We start from the raw sequence: 17,092 nt of genomic DNA on the forward strand, positions 1-17,092 counted from the left end.
GGAGTGCATCTTTTTTTAAACCTCCATGATGATCGGTAGGATCATCGGACGGCGTTTCGTTTTTTCATATAAGAACGGCGCAAGCGTGTCTGTAATCTCATTTTTGATTTCAGACCATTGAGTCGTTTTTCGTTCCATCACTTTTTGTAGGTGGTTTGAGATAAGCTCTTGAGCGTCATTGATTAAGTCGCCAGATTCTCTCATGTACACAAATCCTCTGGAAATCAAATCAGGTCCCGCTGAAATCTTAAAGCCATCCATATCAATGCTGACAACCACAATGACAAGACCTTCCTCAGAAAGAATTCTGCGGTCGCGAAGCACAATATTGCCAATATCACCGATGCCGCTTCCGTCAATGTATACTGAACCGGACGGGATTTTACCGGCAACTGAAGCTTCATCGCCTTTAAGCGCCAATACTTCACCATTATCCATGATAAAGCAGTTTTCTTCAGGGATGCCACAATCTGTTGCAAGTTTGACATGCATCTTTTGCATTCTGTACTCACCGTGAATCGGCATGAAGAATTTAGGTTTGATTAAACGAAGCATCAGCTTCTGTTCTTCCTGTCCGCCGTGACCGGATGTATGGATATCATTAAGAGGTCCGTGAATAACCTCGGCCCCCGCGCGATATAGCTGGTTGATCGTCCGGCTTACGCTGATTGTGTTGCCTGGGATAGGGGACGAAGAAAATACGACTGTATCTCCAGGATTAATTGAAATTTGGCGGTGTGTCCCGTTTGCAATTCTTGATAATGCCGCCATCGGTTCCCCTTGGCTTCCTGTACATAAAATTGTTACTTTATTGGCAGGCAAACGATTGATTTCGTTATGCTCAATAAATGTATTTTTAGGACAGTTAATATATCCGAGAGTTTGTCCGATTTCAATAGCCGATTCCATACTGCGTCCAAATACGGCAACTTTTCTTCCTTTTAATACAGCAGCCTCAATTACCTGCTGCAAGCGGTGGATATTCGACGCAAACGTAGCGAAGATAATACGGCCGTCTACCTTGCGGAAAATGTCATGAATGCTTTCTCCGACACGGCGTTCAGACATAGTGAACTCTGGGTTCTCACTATTTGTGCTGTCTGAAAGGAGGCACAGAACGCCTTCTTTTCCGATTTCGGCCATTTTTGTCAAGTTTGCTGGCTCTCCGACTGGAGTAAAGTCGAATTTGAAATCTCCAGTATGTACGATGTTTCCTGGCGGCGTCTTTACAACTATACCATAAGAATCCGGAATACTATGTGTTGTTCTGAAGAATGACACAGCCGTTTTGCGGAACTTTACGATATCATCTTCACCGATAATATTCAGCTTCGTCTGTCTTAATAATCCATGCTCTTCAAGTTTATTCCGAAGTAAGCCGATCGCGAGTTTACCGCCGTAAACAGGAACATTCACTTGTCTGAGCAGGTACGGAATACCGCCGATATGGTCTTCGTGCCCGTGGGTGATAAAAAGCCCTTTAATTTTATCTTCATTTTTGACTAAATACGTGTAATCAGGGATCACGTAGTCAATGCCGAGCAGTTCATCCTCGGGAAACTTGATCCCTGCATCAATCAGAACAATTTCATCCTGAAATTGAACTGCGTACGTATTTTTACCGATTTCGCCCAAACCTCCGAGGGCGAAAACAGCAGTCTGATCATTTTTTACAAATTTCATACCGCTCATAACTCCAATACTTTAAAATTTTCGCTCTGTTGTTCATATTCTAAATATGCACCATCAACAGGTGTGATAAACTCAATATTAAATTTCTTCTCTTTCAGCTTTGTTCTGACGTCACGCTCAGATACGCCTTCAATATAAAGTGAATCTGTCTTTTCCCGAACAGGTACTTCGTCAGCCTTTTCTTGATAAAATACCTTATAAATCATCCAAATCTCTCCTTAAATGCCGTATGTTAGACTCGCTTACTCTATTATATTCGAAAACGGAATATAAGGAAAGCCTTGAGCAAAATAAGGATCTCTCAAAAAGTGAAAGATCCCTTGTCAGGCAATGGCTTTCTTGCGGAGCATTCCGTTCCATTGTCTTCTGAGTTTCTTTCTTAATTTGCGCAGCATTGGTGTCAGTCCCTCCTTTAAAAAACATTTGTCCAGAGTTTTTTATATGAATAGTATACGGAGGTTGAAAAAGATTTTTCGTGGTTATTAATGGAATTTAACATAATTTTTGAACGAAATAGTTTGCTGAATGGCAATCTTTTTGTATGATGAGGGTGGGAATTGCAGATCAAGACGATAAAGGGGACGTTAGATGGATTCAAAATTAATCTTTTTTGATATTGACGGTACGATATATGATCATGACAAGAATATACCGGAAAGTACGAGAAAAACGGTAGCGGAGCTGCAACGTCAAGGGCATCATGTATTTATTGCCAGCGGGCGGTCTCCTTTTATGGTTAAGCCAATTTTGGAGGAGCTGGGCATACACTCATTTATTTCCTACAATGGGCAGTATGTTGTCTTTGAAAATCAAGTGATTTATAAAAATCCGCTGCCTGAAGAGGCAATCAGGCGCTTATTAATGCAGGCGGGAAAGGGCAAACATCCTGTCGTATTTATGGCTGAGGACACGATGAAAGCAACTGTTGCGGATCATCCTCATGTTTTGGAGGGAATCGGAAGCCTTAAAACTGATTATCCAGAAACTGATGACCTTTTCTATGAAGGGAAAGAAATTTTTCAGCTTTTATTATTTTGCCAGGATGAAGAAGAAAAAGCTTATGCCGCTTTTCCTGAATTTGATTTAGTGCGCTGGCATGAGTATTCGACTGATGTTCTGCCGCATGGAGGTTCGAAGGCGGAAGGGATCAAAAAAGTGATCGAGCGTCTACCGTTTGATATCAGCGATACATATGCTTTCGGCGACGGATTAAACGATCTGCAAATGATTGAGTATGTCGGGACCGGCGTAGCTATGGGAAATGCTGTTCCTGAATTGAAAGAAATTGCGGACTTTGTAACCAAGCCGGTAGACGAGGATGGAATTGCATACGCTGTGAAAGAACTGGGTCTCTTAAAATAAAGAAACGGCTGGCACTGTGCCAGCCGTTTTTCTTTTTAGCGCTCAATCGCAATTGCATCTTCAGGTTCTTTGAAAGGATTCTCCTTATCAATATGATCATAGAACATAACGCCGTTCAGATGATCAATCTCGTGCTGAAACACAATTGCCGGAAATCCTTTTAAACGGATGTCAATGTTTTCACCTTCAAGGGTTGTTCCTTTCACTCTGATGCGAGCATAGCGGGGAACAAAACCGGGAATCGCTTCATCAACAGACAGACAGCCCTCGCCGCTTGTTAGGTAGCTTTTTTCAACAGAATGGCTGACGATCTTAGGGTTAAACAAAGCATAGCTGTATAACTTACCGGAAGCATCTTCCGCATGAACAGCGATCATTCGTTTTTTGATATTAATTTGAGGAGCTGCGAGTCCTACGCCTGGACGCAGCTTGTATTTTTCGGCTAATTCCGGATTTTGGCTGTTCTTAACGAATTCGATCATGTCGGCCAGCTGCTGTTTTTCTGCATCAGTCGGAGGCAGCTCAACAGGCTCGGCTGTCTCTCTGAGGGCTGGGTGGCCGTCACGTACGATGTTTTCCATAGTAATCAAGAAACTTCACTCCTAAAGCTTAATATGTAAATTATATCGGATTTCTTCACAAAGGTGCAACGAAACAAATGACCAGCCAATTATGGCTGGTCAAGTTCATCCTGTGTAATTAGCAACAGCTTCCGCCTAAATAAGCAGCTCCGACAATGATTAACAGAATGAATAAAACAACGATTAGCGCAAAGGTGCGGCCGTGGCTATAACCGCCATATCCGTAACCACCATAACTGCAGCAGCCTCCACCGTAACCATATCCATACATATTACAAAACCTCCTCTTTTAATTACGCCAGAGCCTTTAGAAGTAGGCATAGCGTCTACTATAACCTATGTAAAAACAAAAAAGTTGTATGGTCATCTGTCCTGATTTTTCATTTTTTTGATTTCAGAGCTGCCCCATCCAGGATAGCTATTGCCAAACGTCCACATGGATTTTATAGTAGAAACTGTCAAGATTGGGGGATTTAACGTGAAAGACGCAATTAAACGGCGGCCCGGAATGAAAATCGGAGCTTTTTGTGTGATGACACTGATATTAACGGGATGCATGGGACAGGACCCGGTTGATTCACTTCATCATTCATTAGAAAAAGCTGCGGAATTGGAAAAGCCGTTTCTAGAAGAACAGAGAACGCTCGAAGAATTAGAGGCAAAAGAAAATAAGCTTTATGATGATGTTATGAAGCTCAACATGGATGACTATAAAAAAATTGTTGCTTTATCTAACAAAGCGCTAGAAAATGTCAGCAAGCGCGAAGCACATCTGAAGATTGAAAATGACAGTATCAAAAAGTCGGAATCGGAGTTTGAGGAAGCAAAAACGTCTGCTGATCAAATTAAGGATAAACACATAAAAGAAAAGGCCGATGCCGCAGTAAGCCATATGAAGAAAAGATATGCATCATATGGCTCGATGTATGAGGAATATAAAAAAGCGCTTCAGCTTAATAAAAAGCTGTATATGAAGCTGAAAGATAAAGACTTGGCGCGAGATGATCTGGATAAGCAGATTGATAAAGTCAATACTTCTTATGAAAAGGTTCTTCAATACAGCGGAGAATTTAATGAACAAACAGAAAAATATAATAAAGCCCGGGAAGATCTATATGATGCCGCTGGCTATTACGTGAAAAAGAGCTGACTATGGACAGCTCTTTTTTTAAATAAACAAGACGTCAGTTTCGTTCAAAATTTCCATTTCTATTGTAGTACAGTAAGGTGATGTATACTAGTACAGTTTTAGGTACAGCTGGCATCTGTTTTTTTATTGAAAATGTAAAGCGAATACATTTATTAAAAATCAGCGATGAAAACGATTGACGGCTCTTCTTTATTTGGTGTAAACTAATCCATGTTAAGCGGTGTTGTATTAGTTTTTTACAACTTCGAAATAATACAGTTCAAAGCAGAGTGTAACTATCCTACATAAAAGGTTTTGGCAAACTGGGGATCGGCTAAAATATATACGACTTACTGCTAATACTTTAGGGTACCCTAAGTTTGTATGTATAAAAGGAATGCACGTCTAATGACTGTTTAAAAGAAAGGAAGAGGTGACTTAGTATGGCTGCAAAAACGAAAAAAGCTATCGTTGATAGTAAAAAGCAATTTGATGCCATTAAGAAGCAGTTCGAAACGTTCCAAATTTTAAATGAAAAGGGAGAAGTCGTGAATGAAGCGGCGATGCCTGATTTAACAGATGATCAATTAAAAGAGCTAATGCGCCGCATGGTATTTACGCGTGTGCTTGATCAGCGCTCTATCTCATTAAACCGTCAAGGACGTCTCGGATTCTACGCTCCTACTGCGGGTCAAGAAGCTTCTCAGATTGCAACGCATTTCGCGCTTGAAAAAGAAGACTTTGTTCTTCCTGGATACCGTGATGTGCCTCAGTTAATTTGGCACGGCCTTCCATTATATCAAGCGTTTCTTTTCTCTCGCGGACATTTCAGAGGAAACCAAATGCCTGATGATGTGAATGCCCTTTCTCCACAAATCATTATCGGTGCTCAATACATTCAAACTGCCGGTGTTGCGCTAGGTCTTAAAAAACGCGGTAAGAAAGCTGTTGCTATCACTTACACTGGTGACGGCGGGGCTTCACAAGGGGACTTCTACGAAGGAATTAACTTTGCCGGCGCTTATAAAGCACCTGCAATCTTCGTAGTACAAAACAACCGCTATGCGATTTCAACTCCGGTTGAAAAACAATCTGCGGCTGAAACAATTGCACAAAAAGCTGTAGCTGCAGGTATTGTCGGCGTACAAGTAGACGGAATGGATCCGCTTGCTGTATACGCTGCAACTGCTGAAGCACGCGAACGCGCAATCAACGGCGAAGGCCCGACGCTTATTGAAACACTTACATTCCGTTACGGCCCGCACACAATGGCTGGTGACGATCCGACTAAATATCGCACAAAAGAAATCGAGAATGAGTGGGAACAAAAAGATCCGCTTGTACGCTTCCGTGCGTTCCTTGAAAACAAAGGCCTATGGTCTGAAGAAGAAGAAGCAAAAGTAATTGAGGATGCGAAAGAAGAAATTAAACAAGCGATCAAAAAAGCTGATGCTGAGCCGAAGCAAAAAGTAACTGATTTAATGAAAATCATGTACGAAAAAATGCCTCACAACCTTGAGGAGCAATTTGAAATTTATACACAGAAGGAGTCGAAGTAAGCCATGGCGCAAATGACAATGATTCAAGCAATCACGGATGCGTTACGCACAGAACTGAAAAATGACGAAAATGTCTTAGTTTTCGGAGAAGACGTTGGTGTTAACGGCGGCGTATTCCGTGCGACAGAAGGATTGCAAAAAGAATTCGGTGAAGACCGTGTGTTTGACACGCCACTTGCTGAATCTGGTATCGGTGGTCTTGCCCTTGGTTTAGGCTTAAACGGCTTCCGCCCGGTAATGGAAATCCAATTCTTCGGATTTGTTTACGAAGTAATGGATTCAGTTTCTGGCCAAATGGCTCGTATGCGTTACCGTTCTGGCGGACGCTGGACTTCACCTGTAACAATTCGTTCTCCGTTCGGCGGCGGTGTTCATACTCCTGAGCTTCACGCTGATAGCTTAGAAGGTCTTGTTGCACAACAGCCAGGTATCAAAGTTGTTATTCCATCAACTCCTTACGATGCCAAAGGACTTTTAATTGCTGCGATCAGAGACAATGATCCTGTTGTTTTCTTAGAGCACATGAAACTTTATCGTTCTTTCCGTCAAGAAGTTCCTGAAGAAGAATACACAATTGAGCTTGGCAAAGCTGACGTAAAACGTGAAGGTACTGACCTTTCAATCATCACTTACGGCGCAATGGTTCATGAATCATTAAAGGCTGCCGAGGAGCTTGAAAAAGACGGCATTTCTGCTGAAGTTGTCGACCTTCGTACTGTAAGTCCGCTTGACATTGATACAATCATTGCATCAGTAGAAAAAACAGGACGCGCGATTGTTGTTCAAGAGGCACAAAAACAAGCCGGTATTGCTGCAAACGTAGTAGCAGAAATTAATGACCGTGCGATCTTGAGCTTGGAAGCACCTGTACTTCGCGTGGCTGCGCCTGATACAGTATTTCCTTTCTCTCAAGCGGAGAGCGTATGGCTTCCAAACCATAAAGATGTTCTTGAAACAGCAAGAAAAGTACTTGAATTTTAATCAAACTGCATAATCGAGAGGGAAGATGAACGTTTTCCCTCTATTATATATCTGTTTTCAATGCTTACGTTGTAAACTTTAAAATTGCTTAATCAAACTAGGAGGTCGAGAACTGTGGCATTTGAATTTAAACTTCCAGATATCGGGGAAGGTATCCACGAAGGCGAAATCGTAAAATGGTTTGTCAAGCCTAACGATGAGGTAAACGAGGATGATGTACTGGCTGAAGTCCAAAATGATAAAGCAGTAGTAGAAATTCCTTCACCTGTTAAAGGAAAAGTATTAGAATTAAAAGTTGAAGAGGGAACGGTTGCAACTGTTGGGCAAACGATCATTACGTTTGATGCACCTGGTTACGAAGACCTTCAATTTAAAGGCAGCGAAGAGTCAGATGATGCGAAAACTGAAGCACAAGTTCAGTCAACAGCAGAAGCTGGACAAGACGTTGCGAAAGAAGAGCAAGCACAAGAGCCTGCAAAAGCAACTGGCGCAGGACAGCAGGATCAAGCCGAAGTTGACCCGAACAAACGCGTGATCGCTATGCCTTCTGTACGTAAATATGCTCGTGAAAAAGGCGTAGACATCCGTAAAGTTACTGGTTCAGGCAATAACGGACGTGTTGTAAAAGAAGATATCGACAGCTTTGTAAACGGAGGAGCGCAAGAAGCTGCGCCGCAAGAAACAGCTGCACCACAAGAAACAGCTGCTAAACCGGCTGCTGCACCAGCTCCAGAAGGCGAATTCCCAGAAACACGCGAAAAAATGAGCGGTATCCGTAAAGCAATTGCGAAAGCGATGGTTAACTCTAAACACACAGCTCCTCACGTAACGTTAATGGACGAAGTGGACGTAACAAACCTTGTTGCACATCGTAAACAGTTCAAACAGGTTGCTGCTGATCAAGGAATCAAGCTGACTTACTTGCCTTACGTTGTAAAAGCTCTTACATCTGCACTGAAAAAATTCCCTGTTTTAAACACGTCAATTGACGATAAAACAGAAGAAGTAGTCCAAAAACATTACTTCAACATCGGTATCGCTGCTGACACTGAAAAAGGCTTGCTTGTACCGGTTGTGAAAAATGCAGATCGTAAATCTGTCTTTGAAATTTCTGATGAAATTAATGGCCTTGCAACAAAAGCTCGTGAAGGCAAGCTTGCTCCAGCTGAAATGAAAGGCGCATCTTGCACAATTACAAACATCGGTTCTGCCGGCGGACAATGGTTCACTCCGGTTATCAACCATCCAGAAGTTGCGATTCTTGGTATCGGACGCATTGCAGAAAAAGCGATTGTTCGTGATGGCGAAATCGTAGCCGCTCCAGTCTTAGCTCTTTCTCTCAGCTTCGACCACCGTATGATCGACGGAGCAACTGCGCAAAATGCATTAAATCACATCAAGCGTTTACTGAACGATCCACAATTAATTTTAATGGAGGCGTAATGTTATGGTAGTAGGAGATTTCCCTATTGAAACAGATACTCTTGTGATTGGTGCGGGACCTGGTGGCTATGTAGCTGCCATCCGCGCTGCACAGCTTGGACAAAAAGTAACAGTCGTTGAAAAAGCAACTCTTGGAGGCGTTTGTCTAAACGTTGGATGTATCCCTTCAAAAGCGCTGATCAATGCAGGCCACCGTTATGAGAATGCAAAGCATTCTGACGACATGGGGATCACTGCTGAGAACGTATCAGTTGATTTCACAAAAGTTCAAGAATGGAAAACTTCTGTTGTAAACAAGCTTACTGGCGGTGTTGCAGGTCTTCTTAAAGGGAACAAAGTAGATGTTGTAAAAGGTGAAGCTTACTTTGTAGACAGCAATTCAGTTCGTGTTATGGATGAGAACTCTGCTCAAACATACACGTTCAAAAACGCAATTATTGCAACTGGTTCTCGTCCTATCGAATTGCCAAACTTCAAATATACTGAGCGTGTCCTAAATTCAACAGGCGCTTTGGCTCTTAAAGAAATTCCTAAAAAGCTCGTTGTTATCGGCGGCGGCTACATTGGAACTGAGCTTGGAACTGCATATGCTAACTTTGGCACTGAGCTCGTTATTCTTGAAGGCGGAGATGAAATTCTTCCTGGTTTCGAAAAACAAATGAGTTCTCTTGTTACCCGCAGACTGAAGAAAAAAGGCAATGTTGAAATCCATACAAATGCGATGGCTAAAGGCGTTGAAGAAAGACCGGACGGTGTAACAGTTACTTTTGAAGTAAAAGGTGAAGAAAAAACTGTTGATGCTGATTACGTACTGATTACTGTAGGACGCCGTCCAAACACTGATGAGCTTGGCCTTGAGCAAGTCGGTATTGAAATGACGGACCGCGGTGTTGTGAAAACTGACAAACAGTGCCGTACAAGCGTACCTAACATTTATGCAATCGGTGATATCATCGAAGGACCGCCGCTTGCTCACAAAGCATCTTACGAAGGTAAAATCGCAGCAGAAGCTATCGCTGGAGAGCCTGCAGAAATCGATTACCTTGGTATTCCTGCGGTTGTCTTCTCTGAGCCTGAACTTGCATCAGTTGGTTATACTGAAGCACAGGCGAAAGAAGAAGGTCTTGACATTGTTGCTGCTAAATTCCCATTTGCAGCAAACGGCCGTGCGCTTTCCCTCAACGAAACAGACGGCTTCATGAAGCTAATTACTCGTAAAGAGGACGGTCTTGTGATCGGTGCGCAAATCGCCGGCGCAAGTGCTTCTGATATGATTTCTGAGTTAAGCTTAGCGATCGAAGGCGGCATGACTGCTGAAGATATCGCGATGACAATTCACGCTCACCCAACATTGGGCGAAATCACAATGGAAGCAGCTGAAGTGGCAATCGGAAGTCCGATTCACATCGTAAAATAATGCTAATATCAAAAACAGCCCTTGCTTAAAGCGGGGCTGTTTTTTTATTTTGACAGCACATGCTGCAATGGTTTAATGATGTCTTCTTTCTTTTTCACACATCCCTCTATTTTCACCACGACATGACGCTGATCAACGACCATAAGGGTAGGGACGGTTTCAATCTCATCTTCCCAGCCCTCTTTGTTATCATAGACCTTCATTTTATCTATTTGCTCGGGATAGTCTTTTTCTAAATCAAGCAGTGCATCGTAATAGGATGCTTCCTGGTCAATTTGGTTCTCATTAGAAAAAAACAAGATTTGTGTATGATGAATGTTATCAATCCGGCTTTTTTTCACTGGATTGATGGTGGTAAGCGTACAGCCCGATAAAGCAAATACTATTATCAGTATGGGAAATACCGCGCGATATCGCATCTATCTTCTCCTCTGTATAAACAATAGTAAACTAGCTTTAGTTTATCATGAGAGGCAGCTTAATCTGCTCCTTGTTACCTAATTGTTATATAATTGAAACCGTTTTTAAAGTGAGATTACATATCATATCCATCATTTAAAATAGCAATCTGGTATTATATAGAATTTATTACTGTGTTCTTCCATTAAAGTTCAAGAAAAAATGGAATCATGTCATGTTTTTTGCCATATGTATCGATTAATGCTGATGTATGAAGAAATTATTATAGGTGAAAAAATGAGAAAATACGCTATATATATCGATATTTAAGTTAAATGTGTTATACAGTTTGTTGTTGACATTTTAAATGTGACATATTAATATAATAACAACAAAAGAAATTAAGCGTTTTCAAATTTCAAAGAAATGGGGAATGAGAGATGGGTACGATTGTTTGCCAAGATTGCAACGAAGCCATTCATTACTTTGAAGATGAGAAAGTGACTACATTATATGGAACATGTTGCGGACAATGTCAATATCCCGTTGATGAAGAGTAAAAAAGCATGCGGCTCAAGCCGCATGCTTTTTATTTATTGAATCGCTTTTTGTTCTTTAATGACCCGAATCATCTTTAAAGTTGAGTCTTCAGGTCCTTGAACAGGGAGACCTGCGTCAAGGTTCTTGAAAATGTAGCTGATGTTGTCTTCTGTAATTATTTCACCTGGAATGAAGATTGGAATACCAGGTGGATATACCATTACAAATTCAGCGATAATCCGTCCGACTGCTTCTCTTAAAGGGATGACTTCCGTATTTGCGTAGAAAGCATCACGTGGAGTCATTGCCAATAAAGGAATTCCTGGGAGAAGAACTTCAGTTGGCTGATGTGTTACATCTTTTTCTGACATATGATGTGCAATCTCTGTTAAAGCCTCTACAAGCCGGTCTGCATCATTTTGGCTGTCACCAGGGGTGAAAATACACAAAATATTGTAAAGATCAGAAAGCTCAACTTCAATATTAAAGGATTCACGAAGCCATTTTTCTACGTCATGGCCTGTGAGTCCAAGACTTTTAACAGAGATAATCAATTTTGTCGGGTCATAGCTGTAAGCTGCTTTTGAAACAAGAATCTCAGAACCGACACAATAAATGCCTTCAATCTGATTGAGGCGGTCTCTCGTCTGGCTGGCAAGCTTCAGTGTTTCCTCAGCAAGCTGATGGCCTTCTGTCGCAAGGCGTTTTCTGGCAACATCCAGAGAGGCGAGAAGCAAATAAGAAGTTGATGTTGTTGTCAGCATGCTCAGAATGGATTGCACTCTGTCCTTGGATACAAGGCCCTCTCTCATGTTTAAAATGGAGCTTTGCGTCAGTGATCCGCCCAGTTTGTGTACACTAGTCGCAGCTATATCTGCTCCTGCCTGCATGGCTGAAAGCGGCAATTCATCGTGAAAATGAATGTGAACGCCGTGTGCCTCATCAACAAGCACCGGCACATCAAACGAATGAGCGAGTTCTACGATGCTTTTTAAGTCGGCTGCAACACCGAAATATGTCGGGTTGATGACGAGAAGCCCTTTTGCATCTGGATGCTCGGTAAGCGCCCGTTTGGCAGATTCAAGTGTAATGCCGTGGGAGATGCCTAATTCATTGTCAATTTCAGGATGAATAAAGATTGGAATTGCTCCGGAAAATACAATAGCTGTCATAATTGATTTATGCACATTTCTTGGAATAATAATTTTATCTCCAGGTCCGCAAACAGCCATCACCATTGTCATAATGGCGCCGCTTGTTCCCTGAACAGAAAAAAATGTGTGGTCTGCGCCAAATGCTTCGGCCGCCAGATCCTGTGCCTGTTTAATGATGCCTTTTGGCGCGTGCAAGTCGTCTAATGGTTCAATATTGATTAAATCTATGCTTAACGCGTTTTCACCGATAAATTGTCTGAATTCTGGGTCCATTCCTGCCCCTTTTTTATGGCCGGGAATGTGGAATTGTACAGGCTGTCTGCTTGCATGCTTTTTCAGTCCTGTGTATAAGGGTGTTTCATGTTGCGACAATTGTTTTCCCACCTTTGTAATCATACCTATGCATAATAGTGTGTATTAAAATCAGTTTCTCAACCGTTTTTTAGACGTAAAACAAATGAATTATATTATGAACTTGAAAGAATGTAAAGAACAATTTATGATCAAATGAAGATGCTTTCTTTTAAGAGAAGCAAATCTATAAGGAGTGAATAAAATGGAATACCAATATCCGATGAATGAAGATTGGACAACCGAAGAAGCAGTGGATGTGATCGCGTTTTTTCAGCAGGTTGAGCTTGCATACGAAAAAGGTGCAGATCGTGAAGAACTGCTTAACGCTTACCGCCGATTCAAGGAAATAGTACCGGGAAAGGCTGAGGAAAAAAAGATATGCGGCGAGTTTGAAGAACAAAGTACATACTCTCCTTATCGCACGGTCAAACAGGCAAGGGAATCTGATCAGGCGAAGATTAAGATGTAAGAAAAAGAGCCGGGGATACTCCGGCTCTTTTTTATGCTTGTGATACTTTTTGGGTGAAGCGGTACAGAAAAGCAAGTTGCTTAAAGGCATCATCGATACGCTGAAGGAATTCCTGGTTATTCATATTCAGCACTTCTTCTTTTTGAAGCTGGATGCCGCATAACAGCTCAGCTTTTTTAACAGTCTGCAACCGCTCAAACAGCGTCTTCAGCTGTTCCTTGTCCATTTCAGACTGCTTGTGTACGCCAGGTTTTGTATGATCTGCGGACCAAACGAAGCTGTCAGGGATATTCTTAGTGATGGTTTCCTGATTCGCTTCAAGCAATTTGCCGTATTCTTCTTTGATAGGGGATTCATAAATAATCGCGAACCACACAAATACGTGGGTTTCCCATAAACCAATCTGAAAATGCGGCAGTTTTTTATAGCCTCTTTTGCTGTTTGCAAATGCGACCCAGCTGTCAGCAGGAGGATTGACGGATCTTCTTGCGTGCTTGGCCACATGAGGAAACATTTCGTCTCCGGTTAAAGCTGATAAAGTTGGGGCGAAATGTTCGCCTAGAGCTGTAAGTTTTGGACGGACCGTCTCTTTTAATACCTCCATGCGCGCGTCTAAGCCTTCTATTGTAAATGTGTTAAAGTCTTCTTCCGTAAAACGAATTTGTGTCATGGTTTTCCTCCTTCATGCTAGTAAACATATTTTATCACAGTTCATACGAGCGTCAAAAAGATTGAGCGCGTTTGAAGAAAGGGGAAATGAGGTAATAAACCAGTAGGTAAACACACAATTTTCAGAATCGTGTTACGCGTAAATAGAACAAACATACGATATAAGAAGTAATCATTGTTGAATGGCAAAATGGGATGCTTTTTTACAAACAAATGATCTCTGGAAGGGGCGAAAGACAATGAGGCAAGTTGTAAAAGAGGGATTTAAGGAAGAGAAAAACAATCGTGTAGCTGTCTGGAGACTAGAGGTTGATTATGAATTGGCAACCCTATATGAAGCAATGCAAAAAGAAAATGAAGAACAGATTGAACAAAGCAAAAACAAACTTGAGCGACTCAGAAAAGAATGGATTCGTCTTAACGGGTAACAAGCGATAGTGAAAACGAACCGCGCGAATGGTTCGTTTTTACGTGAGAAGGAATATTTTTCATTTTCCTTGCTTTTTCACTGCCGTTATCAGTATCCTATAAAATAAAGGTCTACATAGAAGAGAGGTACGCACGAATGGCAAATTGGACGGAAATTGATGAGATTGCAAAGAAATGGGTAAGAGAAGCAGGCACGAGAATGAAACAATCCATGAATGAAAGGCTGACAATTGAAACGAAATCAAATCCGAATGATTTAGTCACCAATATTGATAAAGAAACGGAAATGTTTTTCATTGAACGCATTCAAGAAACGTTTCCGGGACACCGCATACTCGGAGAAGAAGGACAAGGAGACAAACTCCACTCACTGGAGGGAGTTGTCTGGATTATCGACCCGATTGACGGGACGATGAATTTTGTGCATCAGCAAAGAAATTTTGCGATTTCAATTGGAATTTTTGAAAACGGAGAAGGGAAAATCGGTTTGATTTATGATGTGGTGCATGATGAGCTGTATCATGCATTTAGCGGAAGAGGAGCTTATATGAATGAAACGAAGCTGGCTCCTTTAAAAGAAACCGCTATTGAAGAAGCGATTCTTGCCATTAATGCGACATGGGTAACGGAAAACAGAAGGATTGATCCAAGTGTGTTAGCGCCTCTTGTGAAAAGAGTCAGAGGCACACGCTCCTACGGTTCTGCCGCTTTAGAGCTGGCAAATGTCGCTGCAGGAAGAATAGATGCTTACATCACGATGCGTCTTGCGCCATGGGATTATGCAGCCGGCTGTGTGCTGTTAAATGAAGTAGGGGGCATCTATACGACCATAGAGGGAGAGCCATTTACCTTCTTAGAAAATCACAGTGTGCTGGCCGGAAACCCCTCTATACATAAAACGATATGTGAAGAGTACCTTCATGCTCGAAAGTAGGCCATTTGTACAGGATGACCTCTGCTTGTTAGAGAAGCTCGCGGAGGCTCATCCTGTATGGAAAGAGGAGGAGTTCGGGGAGAAAGATGCAGAAAGTTATATGATCTCCTACTCCATGTACAACGGATCATGGCTTATATGGGAAAATGATGGTCTGCCTATTGCCGTCAGCTATCATCTCGAGTGGGCGCCTTCCAACGGAAAGCCGTGGCTTGGAACGGTGCTGATTGATCCGGCTGAAGAAAAAAAGGGGCATGCGAGGATGATCATTGAACAGATCAGCAAAATTCTCGGAGCCAAACATAAAGCGATGTTTGCGGCAGTTCCCATTGACCGCAGTGAATGGATATTGTTTTTGGGCCAATGCGGATTTGAACAGCTGAAAACGGAGAAAGATGAGAAAGGCAAATCGTTTATGATCCTTGTGAAGCCTTTAGCAGAAGCTGCTGTATGATAACAGCAGCTTTTTTTGTATGCCAGTACCATAAAGAGCCTCCTAAAAATTGAGAGGCTCTGATGAATTACAAATCATTTTTTTACTGCATGAATATAATGAATCGTTTCAAACGCTGATAATTCGTCTGTTCGATTGTTGAAGAATTGATCATTAATATCGTCTGGTGCTAGATGTTCATAGATCAGTAAACCTGATGATTCTAACTGATTTTCAATTTCTTGATAAGTGAAACACGATTTCATCGGTTCTCCGCTTGCGGCAGCCATTTTCACCATATGTTCAACTCTATTTGACGTTCCTTTTGCTGTAAAGAGTGTTTCGTCAGCATAATCAAAAACGATAGAGCTTCCTGATGGGACATGAGAAAATAAATTTCTGATCAAGCTTGCATTTTCTTCTCTTGTTAAATAATAAGACACTCCCAGAAGGCTGAAGAATGTTTTTGTGTTTTCAAATCCCTCATCTATAAGAGGCTGATACGAAAACGCATTGGTAAAATCCATAGGAACAAAGTGAAGATGTCCCGGAATTGTCAGATCTGTATCTTTTAGCTTATTTTTTTTGAATTGCTGTGTAGCCGGATGATCAATCTCAAAAACTTGTAAGCTGTTTTCCAATTCAGGATGCCGAAAACAGAAAGTATCTAGTCCGGCCCCAAGAATGACATACTGTTTTGCCCCCAGCATCAATTCGTTGTGTAAAACTTTTTCACAATATGCAGCACGTGCTAAGGGTGTAGGCGACAGCTGGATTTGGGTAACCCATTTTAATATGTTTTCAGGATCATTTTGCAGACGTTCGGCCATCTCTTTGTTGAAAAACGATATTCCTTGAACCATATTCTCGCTAATGTTTGTAAACTCTTTTTCATTAATGAGGTCTTTTGCAATAAAATCATCAAAGATGAGAGGCGTGTCATATCGGCTATGATATAAGCGGGCAAAAGCTGAAATTAAAGACGTTATGCTATACTCAGTTTTCCTCATGAAATGATCCTCCTAAAAAAAATAAGATTCCCCTGGCCAGGAGAACCTTATTATACCTATAAATATATTAATGGTAAATTATAGCATATGAAAATTTTTTGTCAATATTTTTGCTCTTTCTTCGGTCATGTGATCGTCTTATTTCACCTGAGCCAATTTTGTCGGAAGAATCTCCCTTTAGCCCGGATTAATATTGTATGCTTCAGCGTTGGCTTACTGCTGTTTTTGATCTTTGCAGTTGAGCAGGTAGCCGTATCGCTGCTTCCTCTGTACTACAGCGACTGTGCTCCCATCTGTCGCATATCAGCAAGGGCTGCTGATTCTCATCCTTTCGGGGTGAATGACAGGCTTACAAAAAAGAGAAAAACCTTAAAACACGTAACGAAAAAAAAGCCTGAGACATTTCAGGCTCAGCTTGTAGAGAAAACGATGTTTTTCTACAAGCTTTTTTTGTCTTACGCTGTTTTTTTGGATATTCAGCTGATTTCAAAAACAGAAAAAGAGCTCCCGCATACCTAGCTCCGCTTGGCTAGGTAT

The 17,092-nt window shown here is 41.6% G+C and carries 19 protein-coding genes; 11 read left to right on the forward strand and 8 right to left on the reverse strand.

Translation table 11 applies throughout. From position 1 onward, the window contains the following. Nucleotides 1-15: 15 nt before the first annotated feature. Together rnjA and rnpZA are read right to left on the reverse strand one after the other, a co-directional pair. The gene (gene rnjA, locus Q3W56_RS17420) at nt 16-1,683 is read right to left on the reverse strand and encodes a ribonuclease J1 (RefSeq protein ID WP_019714271.1); all 1,668 of its coding nucleotides are present in this window, start codon (nt 1,681-1,683) and stop codon (nt 16-18) included. A 5-nt stretch (nt 1,684-1,688) separates the two neighbouring features. After that, nucleotides 1,689-1,898, reverse strand: a complete 210-nt coding sequence (gene rnpZA, locus Q3W56_RS17425) for an RNA polymerase subunit omega 1 (protein ID WP_019714272.1) — start codon at nt 1,896-1,898, stop codon at nt 1,689-1,691. Nucleotides 1,899-2,280: 382 nt separating this feature from the next. Between rnpZA and Q3W56_RS17430 the strand changes: the two genes are divergently transcribed. Beyond that, nucleotides 2,281-3,054, forward strand: a complete 774-nt coding sequence (locus tag Q3W56_RS17430; protein ID WP_302896315.1) for a Cof-type HAD-IIB family hydrolase — start codon at nt 2,281-2,283, stop codon at nt 3,052-3,054. Between the two features lie 35 nt (nt 3,055-3,089). Here the strand turns inward: Q3W56_RS17430 and def are convergent, their stop codons facing one another. Then, nucleotides 3,090-3,644, reverse strand: coding sequence for a peptide deformylase (gene def / locus Q3W56_RS17435; RefSeq protein ID WP_019714274.1), 555 nt, complete (start codon nt 3,642-3,644; stop codon nt 3,090-3,092). Nucleotides 3,645-3,753: 109 nt separating this feature from the next. Continuing rightward, nucleotides 3,754-3,906, reverse strand: coding sequence for a YjcZ family sporulation protein (locus tag Q3W56_RS17440; protein ID WP_019714275.1), 153 nt, complete (start codon nt 3,904-3,906; stop codon nt 3,754-3,756). Nucleotides 3,907-4,113: 207 nt separating this feature from the next. Here Q3W56_RS17440 and Q3W56_RS17445 point away from each other — a divergent pair, with 207 nt between their 5' ends. The 5 genes from Q3W56_RS17445 to lpdA all read left to right on the forward strand — a co-directional run bounded on the left by Q3W56_RS17445 (nt 4,114) and on the right by lpdA (nt 10,164). Beyond that, a complete protein-coding gene (locus Q3W56_RS17445; protein ID WP_302896316.1) occupies nt 4,114-4,785 on the forward strand; it encodes a YkyA family protein in 672 nt (223 codons plus the stop codon). 422 nt (nt 4,786-5,207) lie between these two features. Beyond that, nucleotides 5,208-6,323, forward strand: a complete 1,116-nt coding sequence (gene pdhA, locus Q3W56_RS17450) for a pyruvate dehydrogenase (acetyl-transferring) E1 component subunit alpha (RefSeq protein ID WP_003222294.1) — start codon at nt 5,208-5,210, stop codon at nt 6,321-6,323. 3 nt (nt 6,324-6,326) lie between these two features. Further along, nucleotides 6,327-7,304, forward strand: coding sequence for a pyruvate dehydrogenase complex E1 component subunit beta (gene pdhB / locus Q3W56_RS17455; protein ID WP_003222291.1), 978 nt, complete (start codon nt 6,327-6,329; stop codon nt 7,302-7,304). A 114-nt stretch (nt 7,305-7,418) separates the two neighbouring features. After that, nucleotides 7,419-8,747: a pyruvate dehydrogenase complex dihydrolipoyllysine-residue acetyltransferase gene (gene pdhC, locus Q3W56_RS17460; protein ID WP_302896317.1), complete on the forward strand. Its 1,329-nt coding sequence runs from the start codon at nt 7,419-7,421 to the stop codon at nt 8,745-8,747. A 4-nt stretch (nt 8,748-8,751) separates the two neighbouring features. After that, entirely contained in the window at nt 8,752-10,164 is a 1,413-nt protein-coding gene (gene lpdA, locus Q3W56_RS17465) for a dihydrolipoyl dehydrogenase (RefSeq protein WP_019714277.1), read from the forward strand. A gap of 44 nt (nt 10,165-10,208) precedes the next feature. Here the strand turns inward: lpdA and slp are convergent, their stop codons facing one another. Next, nucleotides 10,209-10,583, reverse strand: coding sequence for a peptidoglycan-associated lipoprotein Slp (gene slp, locus Q3W56_RS17470; protein ID WP_019714278.1), 375 nt, complete (start codon nt 10,581-10,583; stop codon nt 10,209-10,211). Between the two features lie 420 nt (nt 10,584-11,003). Between slp and Q3W56_RS17475 the strand changes: the two genes are divergently transcribed. Beyond that, nucleotides 11,004-11,123, forward strand: coding sequence for a GapA-binding peptide SR1P (locus Q3W56_RS17475; RefSeq protein ID WP_079996350.1), 120 nt, complete (start codon nt 11,004-11,006; stop codon nt 11,121-11,123). Between the two features lie 33 nt (nt 11,124-11,156). Here the strand turns inward: Q3W56_RS17475 and speA are convergent, their stop codons facing one another. Then, entirely contained in the window at nt 11,157-12,629 is a 1,473-nt protein-coding gene (gene speA, locus Q3W56_RS17480; RefSeq protein WP_019714279.1) for an arginine decarboxylase, read from the reverse strand. A 184-nt stretch (nt 12,630-12,813) separates the two neighbouring features. On the opposite strand from speA, the gene Q3W56_RS17485 reads away from it, so the two are divergent. Beyond that, nucleotides 12,814-13,080, forward strand: coding sequence for a UPF0223 family protein (locus Q3W56_RS17485; RefSeq protein WP_019714280.1), 267 nt, complete (start codon nt 12,814-12,816; stop codon nt 13,078-13,080). Between the two features lie 31 nt (nt 13,081-13,111). Here Q3W56_RS17485 and Q3W56_RS17490 read toward each other — a convergent pair whose 3' ends face one another. Beyond that, on the reverse strand, nt 13,112-13,750 hold the full coding sequence (locus tag Q3W56_RS17490; protein WP_302896318.1) for a YktB family protein: 639 nt from the start codon (nt 13,748-13,750) through the stop codon (nt 13,112-13,114). A 238-nt stretch (nt 13,751-13,988) separates the two neighbouring features. Here Q3W56_RS17490 and Q3W56_RS17495 point away from each other — a divergent pair, with 238 nt between their 5' ends. The 3 genes from Q3W56_RS17495 (at nt 13,989) to Q3W56_RS17505 (ending at nt 15,566) form a co-directional block, all read left to right on the forward strand. Continuing rightward, nucleotides 13,989-14,177, forward strand: a complete 189-nt coding sequence (locus Q3W56_RS17495) for a hypothetical protein (protein WP_009967148.1) — start codon at nt 13,989-13,991, stop codon at nt 14,175-14,177. Nucleotides 14,178-14,314: 137 nt separating this feature from the next. Then, entirely contained in the window at nt 14,315-15,112 is a 798-nt protein-coding gene (suhB, locus tag Q3W56_RS17500) for an inositol-1-monophosphatase (protein WP_302896319.1), read from the forward strand. Between the two features lie 25 nt (nt 15,113-15,137). Continuing rightward, nucleotides 15,138-15,566, forward strand: coding sequence for a GNAT family N-acetyltransferase (locus tag Q3W56_RS17505; protein WP_302896320.1), 429 nt, complete (start codon nt 15,138-15,140; stop codon nt 15,564-15,566). Nucleotides 15,567-15,640: 74 nt separating this feature from the next. On the opposite strand, the gene Q3W56_RS17510 is transcribed toward Q3W56_RS17505, so the two are convergent. Further along, nucleotides 15,641-16,555: a class I SAM-dependent methyltransferase gene (locus tag Q3W56_RS17510; protein ID WP_302896321.1), complete on the reverse strand. Its 915-nt coding sequence runs from the start codon at nt 16,553-16,555 to the stop codon at nt 15,641-15,643. Nucleotides 16,556-17,092 lie beyond the last annotated feature (537 nt).

The sequence above is a fragment of the Bacillus sp. C28GYM-DRY-1 genome (assembly GCF_030519405.1).
Taxonomy (GTDB): Bacteria; Bacillota; Bacilli; order Bacillales; family Bacillaceae; genus Bacillus; species Bacillus spizizenii_A.